The sequence below is a fragment of the Virgisporangium ochraceum genome (assembly GCF_016863655.1).
GTDB lineage: Bacteria > Actinomycetota > Actinomycetes > Mycobacteriales > Micromonosporaceae > Virgisporangium > Virgisporangium ochraceum.
This window is the reverse complement of the sequence record NZ_BOPH01000031.1, coordinates 38,009-56,875: the sequence shown is the minus strand read 5'-3', so window position 1 is coordinate 56,875 and position 18,867 is coordinate 38,009. Positions and strand designations below refer to the sequence as shown.

Annotated in this window: 20 protein-coding genes and 1 riboswitch; of the genes, 10 read left to right on the top strand and 10 right to left on the bottom strand. The window is 71.7% G+C overall.

What is annotated here, in order from left to right:
- Positions 1-10 precede the first annotated feature (10 nt).
- From Voc01_RS13410 to Voc01_RS13395, 4 genes are all read right to left on the bottom strand, one after another.
- On the bottom strand, positions 11-1,381 hold the full coding sequence (locus Voc01_RS13410; protein ID WP_203927705.1) for an Nramp family divalent metal transporter: 1,371 nt from the start codon (positions 1,379-1,381) through the stop codon (positions 11-13).
- A 105-nt stretch (positions 1,382-1,486) separates the two neighbouring features.
- Positions 1,487-2,866: a glycine--tRNA ligase gene (locus tag Voc01_RS13405; RefSeq protein WP_203927704.1), complete on the bottom strand. Its 1,380-nt coding sequence runs from the start codon at positions 2,864-2,866 to the stop codon at positions 1,487-1,489.
- Between the two features lie 131 nt (positions 2,867-2,997).
- Positions 2,998-3,516 carry a hypothetical protein gene (locus Voc01_RS13400; RefSeq protein ID WP_203927703.1) on the bottom strand — a complete coding sequence of 173 codons (519 nt, stop codon included), beginning with the start codon at positions 3,514-3,516 and terminating at the stop codon, positions 2,998-3,000.
- Positions 3,513-3,866 (bottom strand): antibiotic biosynthesis monooxygenase family protein, encoded by a 354-nt coding sequence (locus Voc01_RS13395; protein ID WP_203927702.1) that lies wholly within the window; start codon positions 3,864-3,866, stop codon positions 3,513-3,515. The genes Voc01_RS13400 and Voc01_RS13395 overlap by 4 nt, the downstream gene beginning before the upstream one ends.
- Before the next feature lie 56 nt (positions 3,867-3,922).
- Between Voc01_RS13395 and Voc01_RS13390 the strand changes: the two genes are divergently transcribed.
- The 7 genes from Voc01_RS13390 to Voc01_RS13360 all read left to right on the top strand — a co-directional run bounded on the left by Voc01_RS13390 (position 3,923) and on the right by Voc01_RS13360 (position 8,124).
- The gene (locus Voc01_RS13390) at positions 3,923-4,147 is read left to right on the top strand and encodes a DUF6703 family protein (RefSeq protein WP_203927701.1); all 225 of its coding nucleotides are present in this window, start codon (positions 3,923-3,925) and stop codon (positions 4,145-4,147) included.
- A 70-nt stretch (positions 4,148-4,217) separates the two neighbouring features.
- A complete protein-coding gene (locus Voc01_RS13385; protein ID WP_373873811.1) occupies positions 4,218-5,159 on the top strand; it encodes a metal ABC transporter substrate-binding protein in 942 nt (313 codons plus the stop codon).
- Positions 5,150-5,914, top strand: a complete 765-nt coding sequence (locus Voc01_RS13380) for a metal ABC transporter ATP-binding protein (protein ID WP_203927699.1) — start codon at positions 5,150-5,152, stop codon at positions 5,912-5,914. Before Voc01_RS13385 ends, Voc01_RS13380 begins: the two co-directional genes overlap by 10 nt.
- A complete protein-coding gene (locus Voc01_RS13375; protein ID WP_203927698.1) occupies positions 5,914-6,774 on the top strand; it encodes a metal ABC transporter permease in 861 nt (286 codons plus the stop codon). The genes Voc01_RS13380 and Voc01_RS13375 overlap by 1 nt, the downstream gene beginning before the upstream one ends.
- Positions 6,775-6,795: 21 nt before the next feature.
- Entirely contained in the window at positions 6,796-7,110 is a 315-nt protein-coding gene (locus Voc01_RS13370; RefSeq protein WP_203927697.1) for an ArsR/SmtB family transcription factor, read from the top strand.
- A complete protein-coding gene (locus Voc01_RS13365; RefSeq protein ID WP_203927696.1) occupies positions 7,107-7,514 on the top strand; it encodes a Fur family transcriptional regulator in 408 nt (135 codons plus the stop codon). Before Voc01_RS13370 ends, Voc01_RS13365 begins: the two co-directional genes overlap by 4 nt.
- Positions 7,515-7,527: 13 nt before the next feature.
- Positions 7,528-8,124, top strand: coding sequence for a hypothetical protein (locus Voc01_RS13360; RefSeq protein ID WP_203927695.1), 597 nt, complete (start codon positions 7,528-7,530; stop codon positions 8,122-8,124).
- A 119-nt stretch (positions 8,125-8,243) separates the two neighbouring features.
- Here the strand turns inward: Voc01_RS13360 and Voc01_RS13355 are convergent, their stop codons facing one another.
- Positions 8,244-10,154, bottom strand: coding sequence for an acyl-CoA dehydrogenase family protein (locus Voc01_RS13355; RefSeq protein WP_203927694.1), 1,911 nt, complete (start codon positions 10,152-10,154; stop codon positions 8,244-8,246).
- A 105-nt stretch (positions 10,155-10,259) separates the two neighbouring features.
- On the opposite strand from Voc01_RS13355, the gene Voc01_RS13350 reads away from it, so the two are divergent.
- The 3 genes from Voc01_RS13350 to Voc01_RS13340 are packed head-to-tail and all read left to right on the top strand — an operon-like array spanning position 10,260 to position 12,378.
- Positions 10,260-11,174: a bifunctional helix-turn-helix transcriptional regulator/GNAT family N-acetyltransferase gene (locus Voc01_RS13350; protein WP_203927693.1), complete on the top strand. Its 915-nt coding sequence runs from the start codon at positions 10,260-10,262 to the stop codon at positions 11,172-11,174.
- Positions 11,171-11,665 (top strand): P-loop nucleotide/nucleoside kinase family protein, encoded by a 495-nt coding sequence (locus Voc01_RS13345; protein WP_239160159.1) that lies wholly within the window; start codon positions 11,171-11,173, stop codon positions 11,663-11,665. The genes Voc01_RS13350 and Voc01_RS13345 overlap by 4 nt, the downstream gene beginning before the upstream one ends.
- On the top strand, positions 11,662-12,378 hold the full coding sequence (locus Voc01_RS13340; RefSeq protein ID WP_203927692.1) for an SDR family NAD(P)-dependent oxidoreductase: 717 nt from the start codon (positions 11,662-11,664) through the stop codon (positions 12,376-12,378). The genes Voc01_RS13345 and Voc01_RS13340 overlap by 4 nt, the downstream gene beginning before the upstream one ends.
- Here Voc01_RS13340 and Voc01_RS13335 read toward each other — a convergent pair.
- Genes Voc01_RS13335 through Voc01_RS13315 form a run of 5 tightly spaced genes read right to left on the bottom strand, consistent with a single transcriptional unit; the run spans position 12,361 to position 18,695 of the window.
- Positions 12,361-15,798, bottom strand: a complete 3,438-nt coding sequence (locus tag Voc01_RS13335) for a caspase, EACC1-associated type (protein WP_203927691.1) — start codon at positions 15,796-15,798, stop codon at positions 12,361-12,363. The two genes, Voc01_RS13340 and Voc01_RS13335, sit on opposite strands and share 18 nt — an antisense overlap.
- Complete coding sequence (locus Voc01_RS13330) at positions 15,788-16,141, bottom strand: effector-associated constant component EACC1 (protein WP_203927690.1); 354 nt, start codon at positions 16,139-16,141, stop codon at positions 15,788-15,790. Before Voc01_RS13330 ends, Voc01_RS13335 begins: the two co-directional genes overlap by 11 nt.
- A gap of 7 nt (positions 16,142-16,148) precedes the next feature.
- Positions 16,149-16,976, bottom strand: coding sequence for an alpha/beta fold hydrolase (locus Voc01_RS13325; protein WP_203927689.1), 828 nt, complete (start codon positions 16,974-16,976; stop codon positions 16,149-16,151).
- A 4-nt stretch (positions 16,977-16,980) separates the two neighbouring features.
- Complete coding sequence (locus Voc01_RS13320; RefSeq protein WP_203927688.1) at positions 16,981-17,703, bottom strand: TIGR03943 family putative permease subunit; 723 nt, start codon at positions 17,701-17,703, stop codon at positions 16,981-16,983.
- Entirely contained in the window at positions 17,700-18,695 is a 996-nt protein-coding gene (locus Voc01_RS13315) for a permease (protein ID WP_203927687.1), read from the bottom strand. The genes Voc01_RS13320 and Voc01_RS13315 overlap by 4 nt, the downstream gene beginning before the upstream one ends.
- 58 nt (positions 18,696-18,753) lie before the next feature.
- Positions 18,754-18,866: riboswitch (TPP riboswitch) on the top strand.
- Position 18,867: the final 1 nt, after the last annotated feature.

Sequence of the window (18,867 nt, the reverse complement as noted above, 5' to 3'; positions counted from 1 at the left end):
GGGCCCCAACTTACTCGAACAGTTTCGGCACCTGCTGCCACAGCGTCAGCACCGAGAACACGCCGAACAGCAGCACCGCCCACACCAGCGCGGCGACGCGGTACGAGCGGATCCGGATCTGCGGGGGCAGCACCTTGCGGTTCAGCACAAGAAGCAGGATCGAATAGACGAACATCATCATGCCGCCGACACAGGCCGAGATCACCAGCAGCGTCAGCGGCTGGTCGAAGCCGAGCAGCAGGATCGCGCAGCCGATGAGGACCAGGCCCCACACCAGTCCAAAATAGATCTTGCTCTCGGAGAACTGCCGCAGGTAACAGACCTTCAGCACGTCGGCCGCCACCCGGCTGGTGTAGTCGACGATGCCCATCGCCGCGGCGAACAGCGACAGCGCGCCGATCACCCAGAACAGCGTCCCGAACCACGGACCCACCGTGTTCTTCAGCGCCTCGCCCTCGGCCTTGAGGAACGCGACGCTGTTCGCGAGCCCTTCCTGCCCGAACACCGTCGAGTAGGCGAGCATCGACATGAACACGATCGTGATGAACGAGATCGCCGCGAACGTCACGGCCTGCTCGATGTTGGCGATCTTCCACCAGCGGCGCCACCGGCTGAGGTTGTCGTCGGTGGGCTCGAAGATGAAACCGGCCGACGCGGGTGCCGCCTCCTCCTTGCCGGTCAGCGGCGACACCAGCCGGGGCACGTACGCGCCGAGCCCGTAGCCCTTGTCACGGATCCAGTTGCTCTGGCACAGGTTCTGGCCGCCACCCGCGCCGGCGAACGCCAGCGCCGAGAGCATCAACGCGAAGCCCAGCTCCTCACCCGGGAACTCGGGCGCCGTGACGGTGGACGGCAGTTCGCCCCACGCCTCCGCGGAGATCGCGAACACGACCGCCACGACGATGAACAGCAGCACGAGCCCGACCTTGACGAACTCGACCCGCTCCAGCGCGGTGTAGACCACCGGTGCCAGCGTCAGCGTGACACCGACGACCAGCAGCATGCCGATCGCGATCCAGGTGACGTCGCCGCCGAACAGGTAGGTGACCATCGTCGCCGAGCTGGTCACCCAGCCGGGCCACAGGTTCGCGAAGTAGATCATGACGGCGAACACCAGGCCCCAGTGCCGCCAGAACCGGGAGAACCCGGTCAGCGCGGTCTCGCCGGTGGCCAGCGTGTACCGCTCGATCTCCATGTTGATGAACCACTGCGTGACGATGCCGACGAGGGCCGCCCACAGGAACACCAGCCCCACCTGGGAGGCGATGTAGGGCCAGAGGACGAACTCCCCGGATGCCAGGCCGACACCGGCGCCGACCACACCCGGCCCGATGACCCGCCACAGCGAGCGCGGAGGGTCGGGCACGTCCCGGGTGGTCACGGGTGGAATGTGCTTGGTGGGGAACCGATCGAGGACGGACACGGCGGGACCTCCACATCAATCGATGTGGAGGTCCTCGTTACCCATGCTCTCAAGCCGTGAAACTCAACAGGGCGGAAGGCGCTCCAGCAGGAACTTCTCCACCTGGTCGAGCGAGATCCGCTCCTGCTTCATCGAGTCGCGGTCGCGAACCGTCACGGCGTTGTCCTGCAACGTGTCGAAGTCGACCGTGATGCAGTACGGGGTGCCGATCTCGTCCTGCCGCCGGTACCGGCGGCCGATCGCGCCGGCGTCGTCGAAGTCGGTGTTCCAGCGCAGGCGCAGGTTCTTCGCCAGCTCCTTCGCCTTCGGCGACAGCTCCGGGTTGCGCGACAGCGGGAGCACGGCGACCTTCACCGGCGCCAGCCGCGGGTCGAAGCGCAGCACGGTGCGCTTGTCGACGCCGCCCTTGGTGTTGGGCGCGCTGTCCTCGTCGTAGGCCTGCAGCAGGAACGCCAGCGTGGCCCGGGTGAGACCGGCCGCCGGCTCCACCACGTAGGGCACCCAGCGCTCCTGCTTGTCCTGGTCGAAGTAGCTCAGGTCGACACCGGAGTGCTTGCCGTGCGTGGTGAGGTCGAAGTCGGTGCGGTTCGCGATGCCCTCGAGCTCACCGAACTCGCTGCCGCCGGTCTGGAACCGGTACTCGATGTCGACGGTGCGCTTCGAGTAGTGGGAGAGCTTCTCCTTGGGGTGCTCGTAGAAGCGCATCTCCGACTCGGGGATGCCGAGGTCGACGTACCAGTTCCAGCGCTCGGTGAGCCAGTACTCGTGCCACTTCTCGTCGGTGCCGGGCTCGACGAAGAACTCCATCTCCATCTGCTCGAACTCGCGCGTGCGGAAGATGAAGTTCCCGGGCGTGATCTCGTTGCGGAAGCTCTTGCCCACCTGAGCGATGCCGAACGGCGGCTTCTTGCGCGCGGCGACCGCGACGTTGTTGTAGTTGACGAAGATGCCCTGCGCCGTCTCGGGCCGCAGGTAGTGCAGGCCCTCCTCGTTGTCGACGGGGCCGAGGTAGGTCTTCATCAGGCCGTTGAACTGCTTGGGCTCGGTGAAGGTGCCCTTGTTGCCGCAGTTGGGGCAGTTCAGCTCGCTCAACGGCACCGTGGCGCCGTCGTGCTTCTCGGCGTACGCCTCCTCGAGGTGGTCGGCGCGGAACCGCTTGTGGCACGACTGGCACTCGGTGAGCGGGTCGGTGAACTCCTCGACGTGACCGGAGGCGACCCACACCTGGCGGGCGAGCACGATGGCCGAGTCGAGGCCCACCACGTCGTCGCGTTGCTGGACCATCGCCCGCCACCACTGCCGGCGGACGTTCTCCTTCAGCTCCACGCCCAGTGGGCCGTAGTCGTACGCCGACCGCGTTCCACCGTAGATCTCGCTCGACGGGAAGACGAAGCCGCGCCGTTTGGCGAGGCTGACGACGGAGTCGAAGCGATCGGCGGCCATGCTCTCTCCTTCAAGCGCCGGCTGGGTGTCGGCGCGTTCATTCGGGGATCAACGGATTGATGCGCGAAGTCGGTCTAGATCTCAACGCGCGCCTGAAGCGTACGGTTACGCGCACCGCACGGGCATCCACATTACCCAGCGAGGATATCGAGGATGCAGGCGCTCGTTCCCTCGGCGCCCACCAGGTAGAGCTGGCGCAGGGTGGAGCTGCCGGTCGTGAGCGTCACCGGCACGTCGATCGTGTTGGTGATCGTGGGCTCGCCGACCTCGTAGCTACGGAACTCGATCGAGGCGGTGCGGTTCACCAGCTCGTTGGCGCTGACCCGTGGCGGCAGGTCCTCGCAGACGAGCCGCCGCGCCTCCGCGGACTCGCTCTGGTCGATCCGGTCGAGGAACTCCCCCACCACGGCCGCGGCCTGGTCCTTGGACTGCTCGACCCCGCCCCAGATCACCACGCCGATGCCGCCGACGCCGCCGACGCAGCACAGCACGAGCACGGCCGCGGCGACACCGATCGCGACCCAGGTGCGGCGCTTGTCACGCTCGGTGGGCGGCGACGCGAACGGCGGCGCGGCGCCCGGACCCGGCGGCGGAGGCGGAACCGAGGGTCCCGGGTCCACTCCGACACCACCAGCCGGGTTGTAGCTCATGGCTGAGATGGTAATGCGGGTGGCTGTCCGCTGGCGCGGTCACTGCGAGCCGTCGTCACGTTTCCGCCGGGTTCGGCCTCCATGAGCACCTCGAACGCCGACGGCTCGTCGAGCGACTCGGCCAGCAACGGCGTCGCCTCGACCTTGACCTCGAACGCCGACAGCGCCCGCCGGTACGCCCCGACCGACTCCCAGCGGGTCACCAGGCACCAGTGGTCCGGCTCGTCGACGGACCGGCCGAACGCGCCCGACAGGTAGCCTGGCCGGCCGGCGAGCGCGGCGAGCGCGGCCTCGGCCCGGGATCGGAACGTCCGTTCGTCTCCTACGACGAAGCGGTTGACCACCAGCACCCTCGATCACCCCTAGGCTGAACCATCACCGGCAGCGGAAAGAGGATGGTAGCGGCGTGAAGAACCTGAACCCCACGGTGGTGTTCCTCGTGGGAACGGTCATCGTCCTCGCGGCGCTGTTCATCCCCGGTGTGGTCGGCGGCGTGCTGCTGCTCCTGGTGGCCGCGGTGGCGGCGGCACTGCTGATGGGCACCTGGCACCGGCTCACGCTCGTCGGGCGGGGCGCCCGGCTCGTCATCCTGGCCCTGCTGGTGATCACGGCACTGCAGCGCATCCTGTGATCACGCCGTCGCGGCACCGCGACCACGCGGACCCATGCGCCTTTGACAATGATTGTCATTAGCGAGCACAGTGGGTGGCGTGAGACCGCTCCCCCTCCTGCTTGCCACCGGTATCGCCGTCGCCACGCTGGGTACGGCCGCCTGCTCGTCCGATGACGGCGCGGCCGCCAGCGGCAAGGTCGACGTCGTCGCCGCCTTCTACCCGTTGCAGTTCGTGGCCGAGCGCGTCGGCGGCGACGCCGTGAAGGTCACCAACCTCGCCCAGCCCGGCGTCGAGCCGCACGACCTGGAGCTCCAGCCGAAGCAGCTGGCCGGCATCGCCGACGCCGACCTGTCCCTCTATCTGGCCGGGTTCCAGCCGGCGGTCGACGAGGCCGTCGAGGCCGAGGCGAAAGACAGGGCGTTCGACGTCGCCACTGTCCAGCCGTTGAGCGACGCGCCGGAAGAAGCTCACGAAGAGGGCGAGAAGGAGGAGCACGCCAACGAGGGTAAGGACCCGCACGTCTGGCTCGACCCCACCCGCCTCGCCGCGATCGCCGACAAGGTCGCCGAGCGTCTCGGCAGCGTCGACAAGGACAACGCCGACGCCTACGAGGACCGCGCCACCGCCCTCCGCAAGGAGCTCGCCACACTCGACACGGAGTTCGAGACCGGGCTGAAGACGTGCGACCGGCGCGACATCGTCACCAGCCACGCCGCGTTCGGGTATCTCGCGGCGAAGTACAACCTGAACCAGGTTCCGATCAGCGGGGTCTCGCCGGAGGCGGAGCCGAACCCGCAGCAGGTGGCCGAGGTCGCCGCGCTCGCGAAGGAGAAGGGCGTCACGACGATCTTCTTCGAGACGCTCGTGAGCCCGAAGGTCGCCGAGACGCTCGCGAAGGAGGTCGGCGCCAAGGCCGAGGTGCTCGACCCGATCGAGGGCCTGGCCTCCGACGCCGCACCCGGCACGGACTATCTTTCCGTCATGCGTCAGAACCTCGGCAAGCTGCGCGCGGCACTGAGTTGCCGGTAATCCTCAGCATCACGGACGGGGTGGTCGCCTACGGCGACCGCCTCGTGCTGCTCGGCGCCTCGGTGGCCGTGGAGAAGGGCGAGGCGGTCGCCGTGCTCGGCGCCAACGGCTCGGGCAAGTCGACGCTGATCCGTGCGGCCCTCGGCCTCGTTCCGCTCGCCCGGGGCGAGGCCGCGCTGTTCGGGGTCCCGTTGAAGAAGTTCCGCGACTGGAAGCGCGTCGGCTACGTGCCGCAGCGGCTCGGTGCCGGCAGCGGCGTTCCGGCCACCGTGCGCGAGGTGGTCGCGTCGGGTCGCCTGGCCCGTCGTGGCTGGGCGCCGTTCACCCGTGCGGCCGATCGCGCCGCGGTCTCGACGGCACTGGACGCGGTGGGCCTGGCCGACCGCGCCAACGACCGGGCCGACACGCTGTCGGGTGGGCAGCAGCAGCGGGTGCTCATCGCCCGCGCGCTGGCCGGCGAGCCCGATCTGCTGGTGCTCGACGAGCCCACCGCCGGCGTCGACGCGTCCAGCCAGCAGGCGTTCGCGGGCGCGCTGGGCGACTTCGTCCACAATGGAGGAACGGTGCTGCTGGTGGCCCACGAGCTGGGACCGTTGGCGCCGCTGGTGAACCGCGCGGTGGTCGTGCACCTCGGTCGCATCGTCCACGATGGACCGGTGCCGGAGCCGGCCGGCCACCACGCCGATCCCGACCACGACCACGTGCACCCGCACGCCCCCGAGGAGACCCCGTCGCTGTTCGGGGGAAGCGCCTGATGTTCGAGTACGACTTCATGGTCCGGGCCCTCATCGGGGTGACGATGACGGGCCTCATCGCGCCGGCGATCGGCATCTACCTGGTGCAGCGGCGGCTGTCGCTGATCGGCGACGGCCTCGGGCACGTCGCGCTCACCGGCGTCGGCGTCGGGCTGCTGCTCAACCAGCAGCCGGTGCTCATGGCCGTGATCGTCGCGGCGCTCGGCGCCGTCGCCGTCGAGCTGGTGCGCGAGCGGGGCCGCACGTCGGGCGACGTGGCCCTGGCGATCCTGTTCTACGGCGGCATCTCCGGCGGGGTCATGCTGGTGAGCGTGTCCAGCGGGTCGAGCGGGTCGAGCCTGATCTCCTACCTGTTCGGGTCACCGCTCACGGCGTCCAAGAACGATCTTTATGTGACCGGGGTGCTGGCGGCCGTCGTGCTCGCCGTGACCCTGCTGCTCAAGCCGTGGCTGTTCGCCGTGTGCCAGGACGAGGAGCACGCCCGCGTGAGCGGGGTGCCGGTGCGCCTGCTGAACCTGACGCTGGCCGTGGCGGCGGCGGTCACGGTCACCGCCGCGATGCGCACGGTGGGCCTGCTGCTGGTGAGCGCGCTGATGGTGATCCCGGTGGCGACGGCGCAGCGGGTGAGCCGCGGCTTCACGGTCACGATGGTCGGCGCGATGGCGCTCGGCGTGGCGGCGAGCGCCGGCGGCCTGTGGACCGCGTGGAAGGTCGACAGCGCACCGGGCGCGACGATCGTGCTCGTGGCGATCGGCGGGTTCGTGCTGGTGACCATCGGCGCGGCGGTGCGTTCGCGGCTCAGCCGGCTCATGGCCACCCCCGATCCGGCCGACGATCCGGAGTGCGTGCTGAACCCCTGAGACGCGGTACCGTTGTCGACAATGGATACCGATACCGGGTACATCGCCGCCGGCGAGCTGCTCAAGGCGCTCGCGGCGCCGCTGCGTATCGGGATCGTCACGGAGCTCGCGGCCGGCCCGCGGTGCGTCCACGAACTGGTCGACGCCCTGGGCGCGCCGCAGCCCCTGATCTCCCAGCACCTGCGGGTACTGCGCGGCGCCAACGTCGTGCACGGCGCCCGCCGCGGACGCGAGATCGCCTACTCCCTCACCGACGACCACATCGCCCGCATCGTGGCCGACGCCGTCAGCCACGCGACGGAGGGCTCATCCCACCCGGCTAGGGTTGGTTCGTGACTCAGCCGGTCAAGCGGAACACCCGCCAACGGGGCGCGGTGGGTCTGATCCTCGACGACGTCGAGGGCTTCCACAGCGCCCAGGACCTGCACGCGATGCTCCGCGAACGGGGCGAGCGGGTCGGGCTGACGACCGTCTACCGCACCCTGCAGACGATGGCCGACGAGGGCGAGGTTGACGTGATGCGCCCGCCCGGCGGCGAGCACCTGTACCGCCGGTGCAGCCGCGGGCACCATCACCACCTGGTGTGCCGGTCGTGCGGCAGCACGGTCGAGGTGCTCGGCCCGGCCGTGGAGACGTGGGCCGACAAGGTCGCCGCCGAGCAGGGTTACATCGACGTCAGCCATACGCTGGAGATCTTCGGTACCTGCCCGAGGTGTGCTGCGGCGGCGCCCGCTTCGTGACACCGTCTCCGGTGTGAAGCTCTATGCCGAGAAGCCGGGCACCGCACTCCGACAGTTGATCACCGACATCCTGGCCGTGCTCTGGGTCTACCTCTGGGTACGGCTGTCGAAGGGCGTCTACGACTCGATCGAGAAGCTGGCCGTTCCGGGCGAGAAGCTCGAGGACGCCGGTGACAGCCTCGCCCAGCAACTCCGCGACGCGGGCGGCAAGGTCAAGCGCGTCCCGATCGCCGGCGACGACCTGGCCGGCCCGTTCACCAGCGCCGGCGACGCCGCCGCCGGGGTCGCCGAGGCCGGCCGGCAGCAGCAGGAGGTCGTGCACAACGTGGCGCTGGGGATGTCGGTCGGCCTGCTGGTGCTGTCTCTGAGCGTGGTGCTGCTGTTCTGGCTGCCCCGGCGTCTGCGCTGGATCGAGCGCGCGAGCGCCGCCGCGAAGATGCGCGGCACCGCCGCCGGCAAGGACCTCCTGGCCCTACGCGCCCTGGCCACCCAACCCCTGACAAAGCTGGTGGCCCTCGACCCCGACATCGCCGCCGCCTGGCGAAGGGGCGACGCAGACGCGGTAGCCCGCCTGGCCAAGCTCGAGCTGGGCGGCTCCGGCCTCAAGTAACCCCCGCCGATAAGTACCCCCCGCCGATCTTGCAGTCGTGGCCCCCGCAAAAGCGCGACATGGCCCGACATAGGTGCGGCCACAACTGCAAGATCGACGCGCGAGACCGGGCGGGCGCCCTAGAGGCGGCGGCGGACGTCCTCGGTCTGGGAGGGGCCGTTCTCCCAGCGCTGGACCAGGTCGCCCTCCGTCGGGGGCGGCACGATGCCCTCCTCCAGGAAGGCGTACCGGCCGTCGACCACGCGCTTGGCGGCCTTGACGTCGATGGCGTCGGTGTTCGACCACAGCTCCGCGAACAGCGCCTCGGCGCGGTGGCGGGCCTGGCGGCTGAACAGGTCGGCCAGCTCGAAACCCTCCGGGTGCTCGTCGCGCTCGGCCCGGGCCTTGACGCACGCCGCGCTGATCGCGAACAGCTCGGCACCGATGTCGACGATGCGGCCGAGGAACGCCTGCCGGAACTCCATCTTCCCCTGCCAGCGGCTCATGCCGTAGAACGTCTCGCGGGCCAGCTTGCGGGCGGCCCGCTCGACGTAGCGCAGGTGCCCGGCCAGCGGACCGTACTCGGGCCCGAACGTCGTCGGCAGCTGCCCCTTGCCGACCGCCAGCTTCGGCAGCCACTTCGCGTAGAACCCGCCGGCCTTCGCGGCCGCCTTCGCCTTGCGCGACAGGTCGGCCTCGGGGTCGATGATGTCGCCGGCCACGGAGAGGTGCGCGTCGACGGCCTCGCGGGCGATCAGCAGGTGCATGATCTCCGTCGAGCCCTCGAAGATGCGGTTGATGCGCAGGTCACGCAGCATCTGCTCGGCCGCGACCGGCTTCTCGCCGCGGGCCTTCAGCGACTCGGCTGTCTCGTACCCGCGGCCGCCGCGCACCTGGATCAGCTCGTCGGCGACGTCCCATGCGATCTCGCTGGCGAACAGCTTGACCAGCGCGGCCTCGATGCGGATGTCGTTGCGGTCGTCGTCGGCCAGCAGGCAGCAGAGTTCGAGCATCGCCTGCATGCCGTAGGTCGACGCGGCGATGAACGAGATCTTCTTCGCGACGGCCTCGTGACCGGCGACCGGCCGGCCCCACTGCACCCGCTCGGCGGCCCAGTCGCGGGCGGCGGCCAGGGCGTACTTGCCGGCGCCGACGCACATCGCGGGCAGCGAGAGGCGGCCGGTGTTCAACGTGGTCAGGGCGATCTTGAGGCCCCGGCCCTCGCCGCCGATGACGTTCTCCTTCGGCACCCGCACGTTGTGGAAGCGGGTGACGCTGTTCTCGAGCCCACGCAGTCCCATGAACGCATTTCGCCGCTCGACCGTGATGCCCTCGGCGTCGCCTTCGACGACGAAAGCCGTGATTCCCCCGCGGCGGCCTTCGGACTTCGGCACCTTCGCCATCACGACGAGCAGCGTGGCGAGCGTGCCGTTGGTGGCCCACAGCTTCACGCCGTTGAGCAGGTAGTCGCCGTCTTCGGTGGGGGTGGCGGTGCAGCCGAGGCGGGCGGGGTCGGAGCCGACGTCGGGCTCGGTGAGCAGGAACGCGGAGACCTCGCCGGCGGCCAGCCGCGGCAGCAGCGACTTCTTCTGCTGCTCGGTGCCGAAGATCTTCACCGGCTGCGGCACGCCGATCGACTGGTGGGCCGACAGCAGCGCGCCGATCGCGGGGCTCACCGAGCCGGCGAGCGCGAGCGCCTGGCAGTAGTGCAGGTTCGACAGGCCGAGGCCGCCGTACTGCTCGTCGATCTTCATGCCGAACGCGCCGAGGTCGGCCAGGCCGCGCAGCACGTCGTCGGGGATCTTCGCGTCGCGCTCGATCGCCATGCCGTCGACGCCGGCCATGAACTCGCGCAGCTTGCCGAGGAACACCTCGGCGCGCGCGACCTTCGCGGGGTCGGGCTCGGGACGGGGATCGATCAGGTCGAGCCGGAACCGGCCGAGGAACAGTTCCTTACCGAAGCTCGGCTTGCGCCACTCGGTTTCGCGGGCCGCTTCGGCGACCTCGCGCGCCTGCTTCTCGGAAACGTGCCGGCTGTCCGTACTCGTCATGGTCGGCCTCCTGCTCGCACTCGTGAGCCCCACGTTACCCGCGAGTTAAGTAGGTCGAAACCCCGAGACGTTTGACAAAGTCAAAGAACCTGGGACGCTGTGCGGATGACCGACGCCGTCCTCGCCGTCCGCGAATTCAGCCGCTTCTATACCGGGGTGATCGGCCTCCTGGGCAGCTACCAGCTCGCCGAGCCGTACTCGCTCACCGAGGCGCGGGTGCTGTACGAGCTCGGCCAGGCCGACTCCGCCGACACGCTCGACCTGCGCACCCGGCTGTCCCTCGACCCCGGCTACCTGTCGCGCATCGTCGCCAAGCTCGAGGCCGCCGGGCTCGTCGTCCGGGAAAGATCCATCGTGGACGGACGGAAGCAGGTGCTGCGCCTCACCGACGCCGGCCGCGAGGTGCAACGGGACCTCGACGCCCGCTCCAGCGCCCACGTCGCCGGCCTGCTCGCCCACACGAGCGAACCGGAACGCCGGTCGCTGGTGTCGGCGCTGTCGACGGTGCGCACGGTGCTCTCGTCCCATGACACCGGGCCCGTGACGCTGCGGCCGCTGCGTCCGGGCGACCTCGGCTGGGTCGTGCAGCGGCACGGTCAGCTGTACGCCGCCGAGTACGGCTGGGACGTGCGGTTCGAGGGGGTGGTGGCCGGCCTCTGCGCCGAGTACGCGACCGCGTCGGCGCCCGACCCCCGCCAGGCCGGCTGGATCGCCGAACTGGGCGGCGGGCCCGTCGGCAGCATCTTCTGCATGCGCAGGAGCGACGACGTCGCGCAGCTGCGCATGCTCCTCGTGGAGCCCGCGGCCCGGGGTCACGGCGTCGGCACGACGCTCGTCGACGAGTGCCTGCGGTTCGCGAAGGAGGCCGGCTACCGCGAGATCGTGTTGTGGACCAACGCGATCCTGCACGCGGCGCGGCGCATCTACGAGCGGGTCGGCTTCACGCTCGACCACGAGGGCGAGCCGCCGGCCTGGGGCGGGCCGGTGCGGGCCGAGCAGATCTGGCGGCGGGCGCTGTGACCGCGCTGATCGTGTTCGCCGGGCTGCCCGGTTCCGGGAAGAGCACGGTGGCCGAGGTGTACGGCGACCGGATCGGCGCGCCGGTGCTGGCCGTCGACACCGTCGACCGTTCGATGCAGTCGATGGGTGTCACGGAGAGCCGGCCGGGTGTGACGGCGTACGTGGTGGTGGAGGCGCTGGCCGAGGAGCACCTGCGGCGCGGGCGCACCGTGGTGGTCGACGCGGTGAACGCCGTCGAGGTGGCGCGGCAGCAGTGGCGGGAGCTCGCCCTGCGCAGCGGCGCGACGCTGCGGTTCGTCGAGGTGGTGTGCTCCGATCCGGCGCTGCACCGGGCGCGGGTCGAGGCGCGGCACGCGTCCGATCCCTGGAAGCCCGACTGGGCCCGGGTCGCGGCCCGCGCCTACGAGCCGTGGACCGACGAGCGCACCGTGCTCGACTCGGCGTCGCACGACGCGTCGGAGCTGGCCGACCGGATAGCCTTCCGTCCATGACTCGGAGGATCGTGGTGTCCGGCGGGGGCACGGGAATCGGTCGCGCGATCGCCGTGGCGTTCGCGCGGGCGGGTGAGGACGTGACGATCGTGGGCCGGCGCGCCGACGTGCTGGCGAAGGTGGCGGCGGAGTTCGACACCGTGACGGCGGTAGCGGCGGACCTGTCGGTGCCGGCCGACGTCGAGCGGGTCGCGGCGACACTCGACAGCGTCGACGTCGTCGTGAACAACGCCGGCGGCGCCGTGTACGACGGTCCACTGTCCACATTGGAGGATCAGGCCGCGCAGTGGCGCGCGGAGCTCGACGCCAACGTGCTCACCGCGGCGCTGCTCACCACCGCCCTGATGCCGAAGCTCACCCGGCCCGGTGGCCGGATCGTGTTCATGAGCTCGGTGGCGGCGGTGAAGGGCGGCGGCGTGTACGGCGCGGCCAAGGCCGCCCTGCACGGCTGGGCCTACGCGTTGGCGACCCGGCTCGGGCCGGACGGCATCACGGTCAACGTCGTGGCACCCGGGTACGTGGCCGACACGGAGTTCTTCGGCGAGCGCATGTCGCCGGAGTTCCACGAGTCGCGCGTCCGGCAGACGCTCGTCGGCCGCGGCGGCGTACCCGACGACATCGCGGCGGCGGTCACCTATCTGGCCGCGCCCGACGCGGGCTACATCACCGGACAGGTCATCCACGTCAACGGCGGCTCAGCCCTCGGGCGGTAGCGGCGACCTCGGCCGGGGCACCGGCCGCCAGGCCCGGTGCCGGGGCGCGGGCGGCAGGTCCCGGGCCTCGTGCGGCCGCACCGGGAGGTCGCGGCGCGCCGGTGCGGTGTCCGGGTCGACCGCGAGCACACCGCGCACGAACGACCCGAGCTCGGTCAGCCGGTCGGCGAACTCGGCCGCGGTGAACCAGATCCCGGGCACGTCCGGCGGTGGCGGCGGTCGCAGCAGGCCCGACAGGAGCCCGGGCGGGTCGTCACGGAAGAAGTTGACGAACGCCGCCGGCGCGTCGCGGCGCAGGACGCGGACCGTGAAGGTGTTGAACGCCTCGAACCGGGCCGCGGCGACCCCGGCGTACGTGAGCACCGTCATCTTCCGCCGCGACAGCGGGCCGAACCGCATGCCGGTGGTGGTGAACAGGACGACCTTCGGCCCGTCGACCGACGCGATGAACAGGATCTCGTCGCCGGGGTCGAGGCCGAGGACGGCGCCGAAGGCCCGGGTCCAGCGGTGCACCCAGGGCCGGTAGTCGGTCTGCGACCACATCAGGAACAGCCGCGACACCGCGAGGGCCACCGGCGTCGGCCGGCGGAGCGGGAACGGCACCACCGGCCGGGGCTCCCGGCCCGCTCGCAGCAGCCGGTCGGCCACGTGGAAACGGCGCGGGTCCCACAGGTCGACGACCGCCCGCGCCTCGTCGACGCCCCACCCGAGCGCGTCGAGTACGTACCCGTCGATCCCGGTGCGGCCGAGCAGGTCGAGGATCTCCGTCACCGAGCCGTTCGCCGCCACCTCGACGGCGAACGCACCGAGCAGGGCGCGGTCGTCCCGCTCGAGGACCTGCGCGAGCCGGGCCTCGAACGGCGCCGACCGGGCCGCGAGCAGCGCACCGGCGTAGGTGGGGAACGCGGGCCACAGCCCGGCCCGGCCGACGGCCGCGCGCAGCGTCGCGTCGGCCAGCAGGCGCCCGACGAGGGGCCCGGCTGCCGCGGGCACGAGCCGCAGCAGCGCGCCGAGCAGGGCACCGGCGTGCTCCACCGGCAGCATCGGGACGAGCAGCGCGAGCAGCGCCGCCGCGTCGTCGGCGCGGCCACGGAGCACGGTGGCGAGGTCCTGCCGCCCGGCCTCCGGCAGGGCCGGCCCGGGCGGCACCGGGATCCGGAGCGGCGGCGCCGCCTCCCCCGGTTCCGCCGCCGGCGCCGCCGCCGGCACCTCGGCCGTGCCGGACGGACGCGCCGGCGAGCTGGCGGGGAACCAGGACGCGGGCGGCCGCGGCGGCAGGGGGTCGACCTCCGGCGGCGCGGCCGCGCCCACCAGCCCGTCGACGCGCCGCAGGAACGCCGGCACGACCTCCGGCTCCGCGAACCGCGCGGCGACGGCCGTCACCAGGCTCCGGGCCTCGGCGATCCGGTCGGCGCTGACCAGCAGCGCGGCGACCGCCAGCCCGTGCTCCGGGCCGGCCGCGACGAGCTCCCGCTCCGCCCGCCCGACCAGCCGCCGGGCGGCGGGGTCCGGCCGCGCGCAGAGCCGCACCAGCAGGTCGCGGCCGCACACCGGCTCGCGGGCCGCCGCCGCCCGCAGCAGGTCGGCCGGGTACGACGTCTGCGGCTCCACCTCGTCGACGTACACCGCGGCGTCGGCGAGCGAGGCGCCGTCGAGCAGCGCCCCGACGTGCCGCAGCAGGCTGTGCGCGTCCATGGGGAGGCCGAGGTCGAACAGGAACCGGAAGTAGTCCTGTGTGCTCGTCACCGGCCGCCGCGACGCCGCCCGTTTCAGCAGGTCGAGCGCCTCGTCGCCGCGGCCGTGGGCGCGCAGCCGGCGGGCCAGGTTCCGCACCTGCGCGTCGTCGAGCCGGGCCGCCATGGCCTCCAGGAGGTCACCGGCGGCCTCCGGAAGGCCGGCGCTCCACAGGGCGTCGACGGCCTCGAAGGCGACGGCGGCGTCGTCGCACCGGTCGGCGACGCGCGCCAGCAGCCGCCGGGCCCACTCGTGCCGGCCGGCCAGGTTCATCGACACGGCCACCCGCACCGACGCCGGTGCCCCGCGGGCGGCGAGCACGTCCCCGGCGAGCGTGTACAGCTCGAACGCGGCCTCGTCGTACCCGGCGTCGCTGAGCGCGTCGGCGAACACCCCCACGTCCTCGTGCGGCATCGTCGCGGCGACCGCCCGCAGCGCGCGCTCCACGGCTGCGCGTGACTCCGTCGCCCACAGCATGCCGATCAGCCTGATCGCCGCGGCCGGCTCGGCGATGCGCCGCAGCAGGGCCGCCTCGACCAGCACCTCCCGCCGCGGCTCGGACAGGTGCGGGCCGATCGCGCACACCAGCGCGTCGTCCGACCGTCCGGCGGCCCGCACCAGGTCTCCGGCCAGGCCGTCCATGCCGAGGACGCCGAGGTTGTCGACGATCGCGAGGAGGTCTCCGGCGGGGCGTCCGGCCGCCGCGGCCACCACCGTGGCCGCGGACCGGTCGGAGCCGGCGCGCCGCAGGGCGTGCACCACGGCGGCCAGCCCCTGCGGCTCGCGCGACCGGCCGATCGCGGTCAGGAGCGCGTCGAGGTCGGCTCCGGTGTACTGCGCCAGGTATCCGACGGTGCCGGCCGGTGTCAGGTCCAGCAGGTGGAGGTGTTCCGGCGGCAGGTCGGGTCCGGCGGAGCCGGCGCCCGCGTTCGGGCCGGCGCCGGCACGCGGCCGCAGGGCGCGGTTGCGGGCCAGCACGATCGTGTGGCCGTCGTTGTCGGCCGAGGCCTGCGGGGTCGGCCGGCGCTTGGCCGCGAGCCCGCTCAGCACCTGGCCGTAGATCGACGCCATCGTGAGGTCGTCGGGTCCGCCGGCGATACCGTCGCCGAGCACCCGGACCAGCTCGCCGGTGAACGCCGGGAACGGCTCGTCGGGCGGCGCCAGCGCCAGCCGGGTGCTGCTCGTCGCGGTCATGATGTAGCTGCGGTCGACCAGGAGCTGGTCGGAGACCTTCACGCCGTCGCCCATGGTGCCGGCGATCGCCAGGCCGCTGTAGCAGCAGTCGAGGAGCACGACCTTCGACAGCGTCCGCCTCGGCTCCAGCATGCGGCGGATGTCGTCGAAGCGCACCGACCGGCGGATCGGCGCCAGCTTCGTGGCGCCCGTGGCCAGGTACAGCTCGAACGGCCGCGGGTCGAGGATCCCGTGTCCGGCGTAGTACAGGAGGAAGGCGTCGGCGGCGGCGGCGCTCGCGTCGGCGACGGGGTCGAGCACCTCGTCGCCGGAGCGGGGGTTGAGGACGACCGTGCACCGGTCCGGCGGCAGACCCCACACCGACGGGTCCACCAGCAGGTCCCGGAGCCGATCGACGCCGGCCGCCACCGTGGGCAGGTCGTCGAGGGTGGCGTCGTCGAACTCCGACACCCCGACGAGCACGGCCCAGGAACGGCTCGGGTCAGGAGGCATCGTCGGTGTCGAGCGCCGTCCGCAGCGTCTCGCAGAGCCGGTCGAGGGTCTCCGGAGACGCGTCGGAGGCGGTCACGGTGACCGCGCCCACCCGGAAGACGACCGTGGGCACCTCCGGCCGCGACCGCCGCCACGCGGCGTACACCATCGCGAGGTTGGAGATCGCGACCAGGTGCGTGAGGGTGACGTTGATGATGTCGAGCGCACCCATGTGACCCGGCGCGGAGCTGGATCGGGTGACGTCGATCGAACCGGCGAGCTCGGTGTCGGCGGTGATCCAGCCGAAGAACGACTGGACGGGTTCGGCGTCGTCCGTGTCAGGAATACTGACGTCGATTCTCACCGCGCGATTAAAGCACCCTCGCCAGGATGATCTCGGCCAGCCGCTTCGGCTCCTGGTCGGGGATCCAGTGCGATACACCGGGAAGCTCGACGAACTCGTACTCACCGGTGACGAACTCGCCGCACTTCTCCGCGCCGGTGCGGCCCAGGGCCAGGTCGCCGTCGCTCCACACGTAGGTGGTGGGTACGGTCACCGGCGGCAGCTCGGGGGCGTCGCGGCGCAGGCCGCGGTACCAGTTCAGGGCGCCGGTCAGGGCCGCCCGGTCGAGCAGCGGGGCCACGTAGCGGTCGATGCCGGCGTCGTCGAGGCCCGCGTCGGCGAAGATCGCCCGCAGCCGCCGGCCGTCGTCCTCGAGGAGGGCGTCCTCGGATCTGCCGGGGATCCGGAAGAAGCCGACGTACTCGGAGCGCTTGCGCTGGTCTGCGTCGGTGTCCAGGGCGAAGTTCAGGGCGGACTGGTGCGCCACCGACACCGCGGTCCAGGTGCGGAACCGCCCGGGGTGGTGGGCGACGGCGTGCCAGCCGATGATCGCGCCCCAGTCGTGCCCGACGAGGTGCACCGGCGCGGTCTCGCCCAGCCCGTCGAGGATCGCGATCGCGTCGGCCGCGCCCTCGGCGGCCGTGTACGCGGCCGGGTCGTCGGGACGCGCGCCCGGCGAGTACCCGCGCAGGTCGGGCGCGACGGTGCGCAGCCCGGCGGCGTGCAGCGCCGGCACCACGCCCGACCACATCCGGCTGTTCTGGGGGAAGCCGTGCAGCAGGAGCACCACCGCGGTGGCGGTGGCCGGCCCCTCCACCGTGACGTCGAACGTGAACCCGCGTGCGTCGACCCGCATGTGATCAACTCTCGTACTGGTTGGTGGGGGCGTCAATGCGACGGAGTTCCTCGATCTCGATGTACGGGATCACCCCGCCGTTGACCTCGTCCTTCGTCGACTTCGTGGTGTACCGGCCGACAATCTCGATCCAGGTGTCGGCCGCGAGCCCCGACGGCACCGACCCGTCGAGCCCGACCTTCACCGGGCGCGCGTCGGCCGCGCAGCAGCTCAGCGTCATGCGGGCCAGGTAGGGGGCCTTGTCGTCGCCGATCAGGATGAACCCGGTGAGCACCACGCGGCGCCCGTCGAGCGACTTGCCCTCGTCGTAGACCGCGCGGGTGGCGTAGTCGACCAGGCCGACCTTGACCGGGTCGCCGGCCGGCAGCGGTGGGAAGTCGGAGGTCTCCTGCAGCGCGGTGCCGGCCCGGTTCGCCGCGTAGGACCCCAGCGCCGGCGGCGCGACCAGCAGCAACGCGAACACGGGCAGCACGAGCAGCCAGGCCACGGCCGGCTCCCGGTGCGAGTGGCCGTGGCCGTCGTCGTGATCAGCCACGGCGGCGGCCTTCCGGGGGCGCAGTTCGTACCAGAGCGTCGCGACGGCCGCCGCCACCAGGAGCACCCCGGCCGCGATCAGGAACGGCCGCAGCCCCTCCTTCACGTACCGCAGGTACAGGTCGGTGAACGACGCCCGCAGGATCGCACCGCCGACGAGCAGCAGCACGACCGCCTGAGCCTGACGATTCACAGGATCACCGCCCCTACCGCGACCGACACCAGCACCGCCACCGCGAACGTAGCCGGCGCGAACCGCATCGCGAAGCTCCGGCCGAACGTGCCGGCCTGCATCGCGATCAGCTTCAGGTCGACCATCGGGCCCACCACGAGGAACGTCAGCCGGGCGCTGAGGGAGAACTGGCTCAGCGAAGCCGCGACGAACGCGTCGGCCTCGGAGCAGATCGACAGCAGCACCGCGAGCAGGGCCAGCGCGATCACGGCGAGCACGGGGTTGTCGGCCACCGCGCTCAGCCACTCCTCCGGCACCACGGCCTTCAGCGTCGCCGCGGCCATGCCGCCGAGCACCAGGAACCCGCCGGCGTGGATGATGTCGTGGCGCACCGACCCCCAGAACGCCGCTGCCCTGCCCTGCCCTTCGAACGAGGGCCGCGACGGTGGTTTGAGCCACTCGGTGCGGCCGAGCCGGATCCACAGCCAGCCCATGATGCAGGCGGCGATCAGGCTGGCCACGAACCGGGCGACGACCATCTCCGGGTTGCCGGGGAACGCGACCGCGGTCGCCACCATCACGATGGGGTTGATCGCGGGCGCGGCCAGCAGGAACGCGAGCGCCGCCGCGGGGGTCACGCCGCGGCGCATCATCGCGCCCGCCACCGGCACCGACGCGCACTCGCAGCCGGGCAGCACCACGCCCGCGCCGGTGGCGACCGGCACGGCCAGGGCCGGCTTCGACGGCAGCACCCGGGCGAAGAACGACGCCGGGACGAACACCGCGATCACCGCCGACAGCACCACCCCGAACACGAGGAACGGCATCGCCTGGGTGACGATCGCGATGAACACCGTGGCCCAGGTCGCCAGGGCGGCCTGCGACAGGACGTCGCTGATCGGCCCCTGGAACACCACGACGGCGATGAGCAGCAGGGCCAGCGCCTCGACCGACCCGAACCGCCAGCCCTGCTTGGTGGCGTCGGTGGGCTCCTCGGTCTGCGTCACGGACATCACCATAGGACAGCGGATGTGCTGGCAGTCCGGTCGGTATACGGTGCAGAGACAACTTCATATCCGACAGGGGAGCGCACAGCGCTGAGAGTGCGGCCTGAGAACGCAGGTCGCAGACCCTCGAACCTGATCTGGGTAATGCCAGCGCAGGGAGTTCGGTCACCTCAGATCG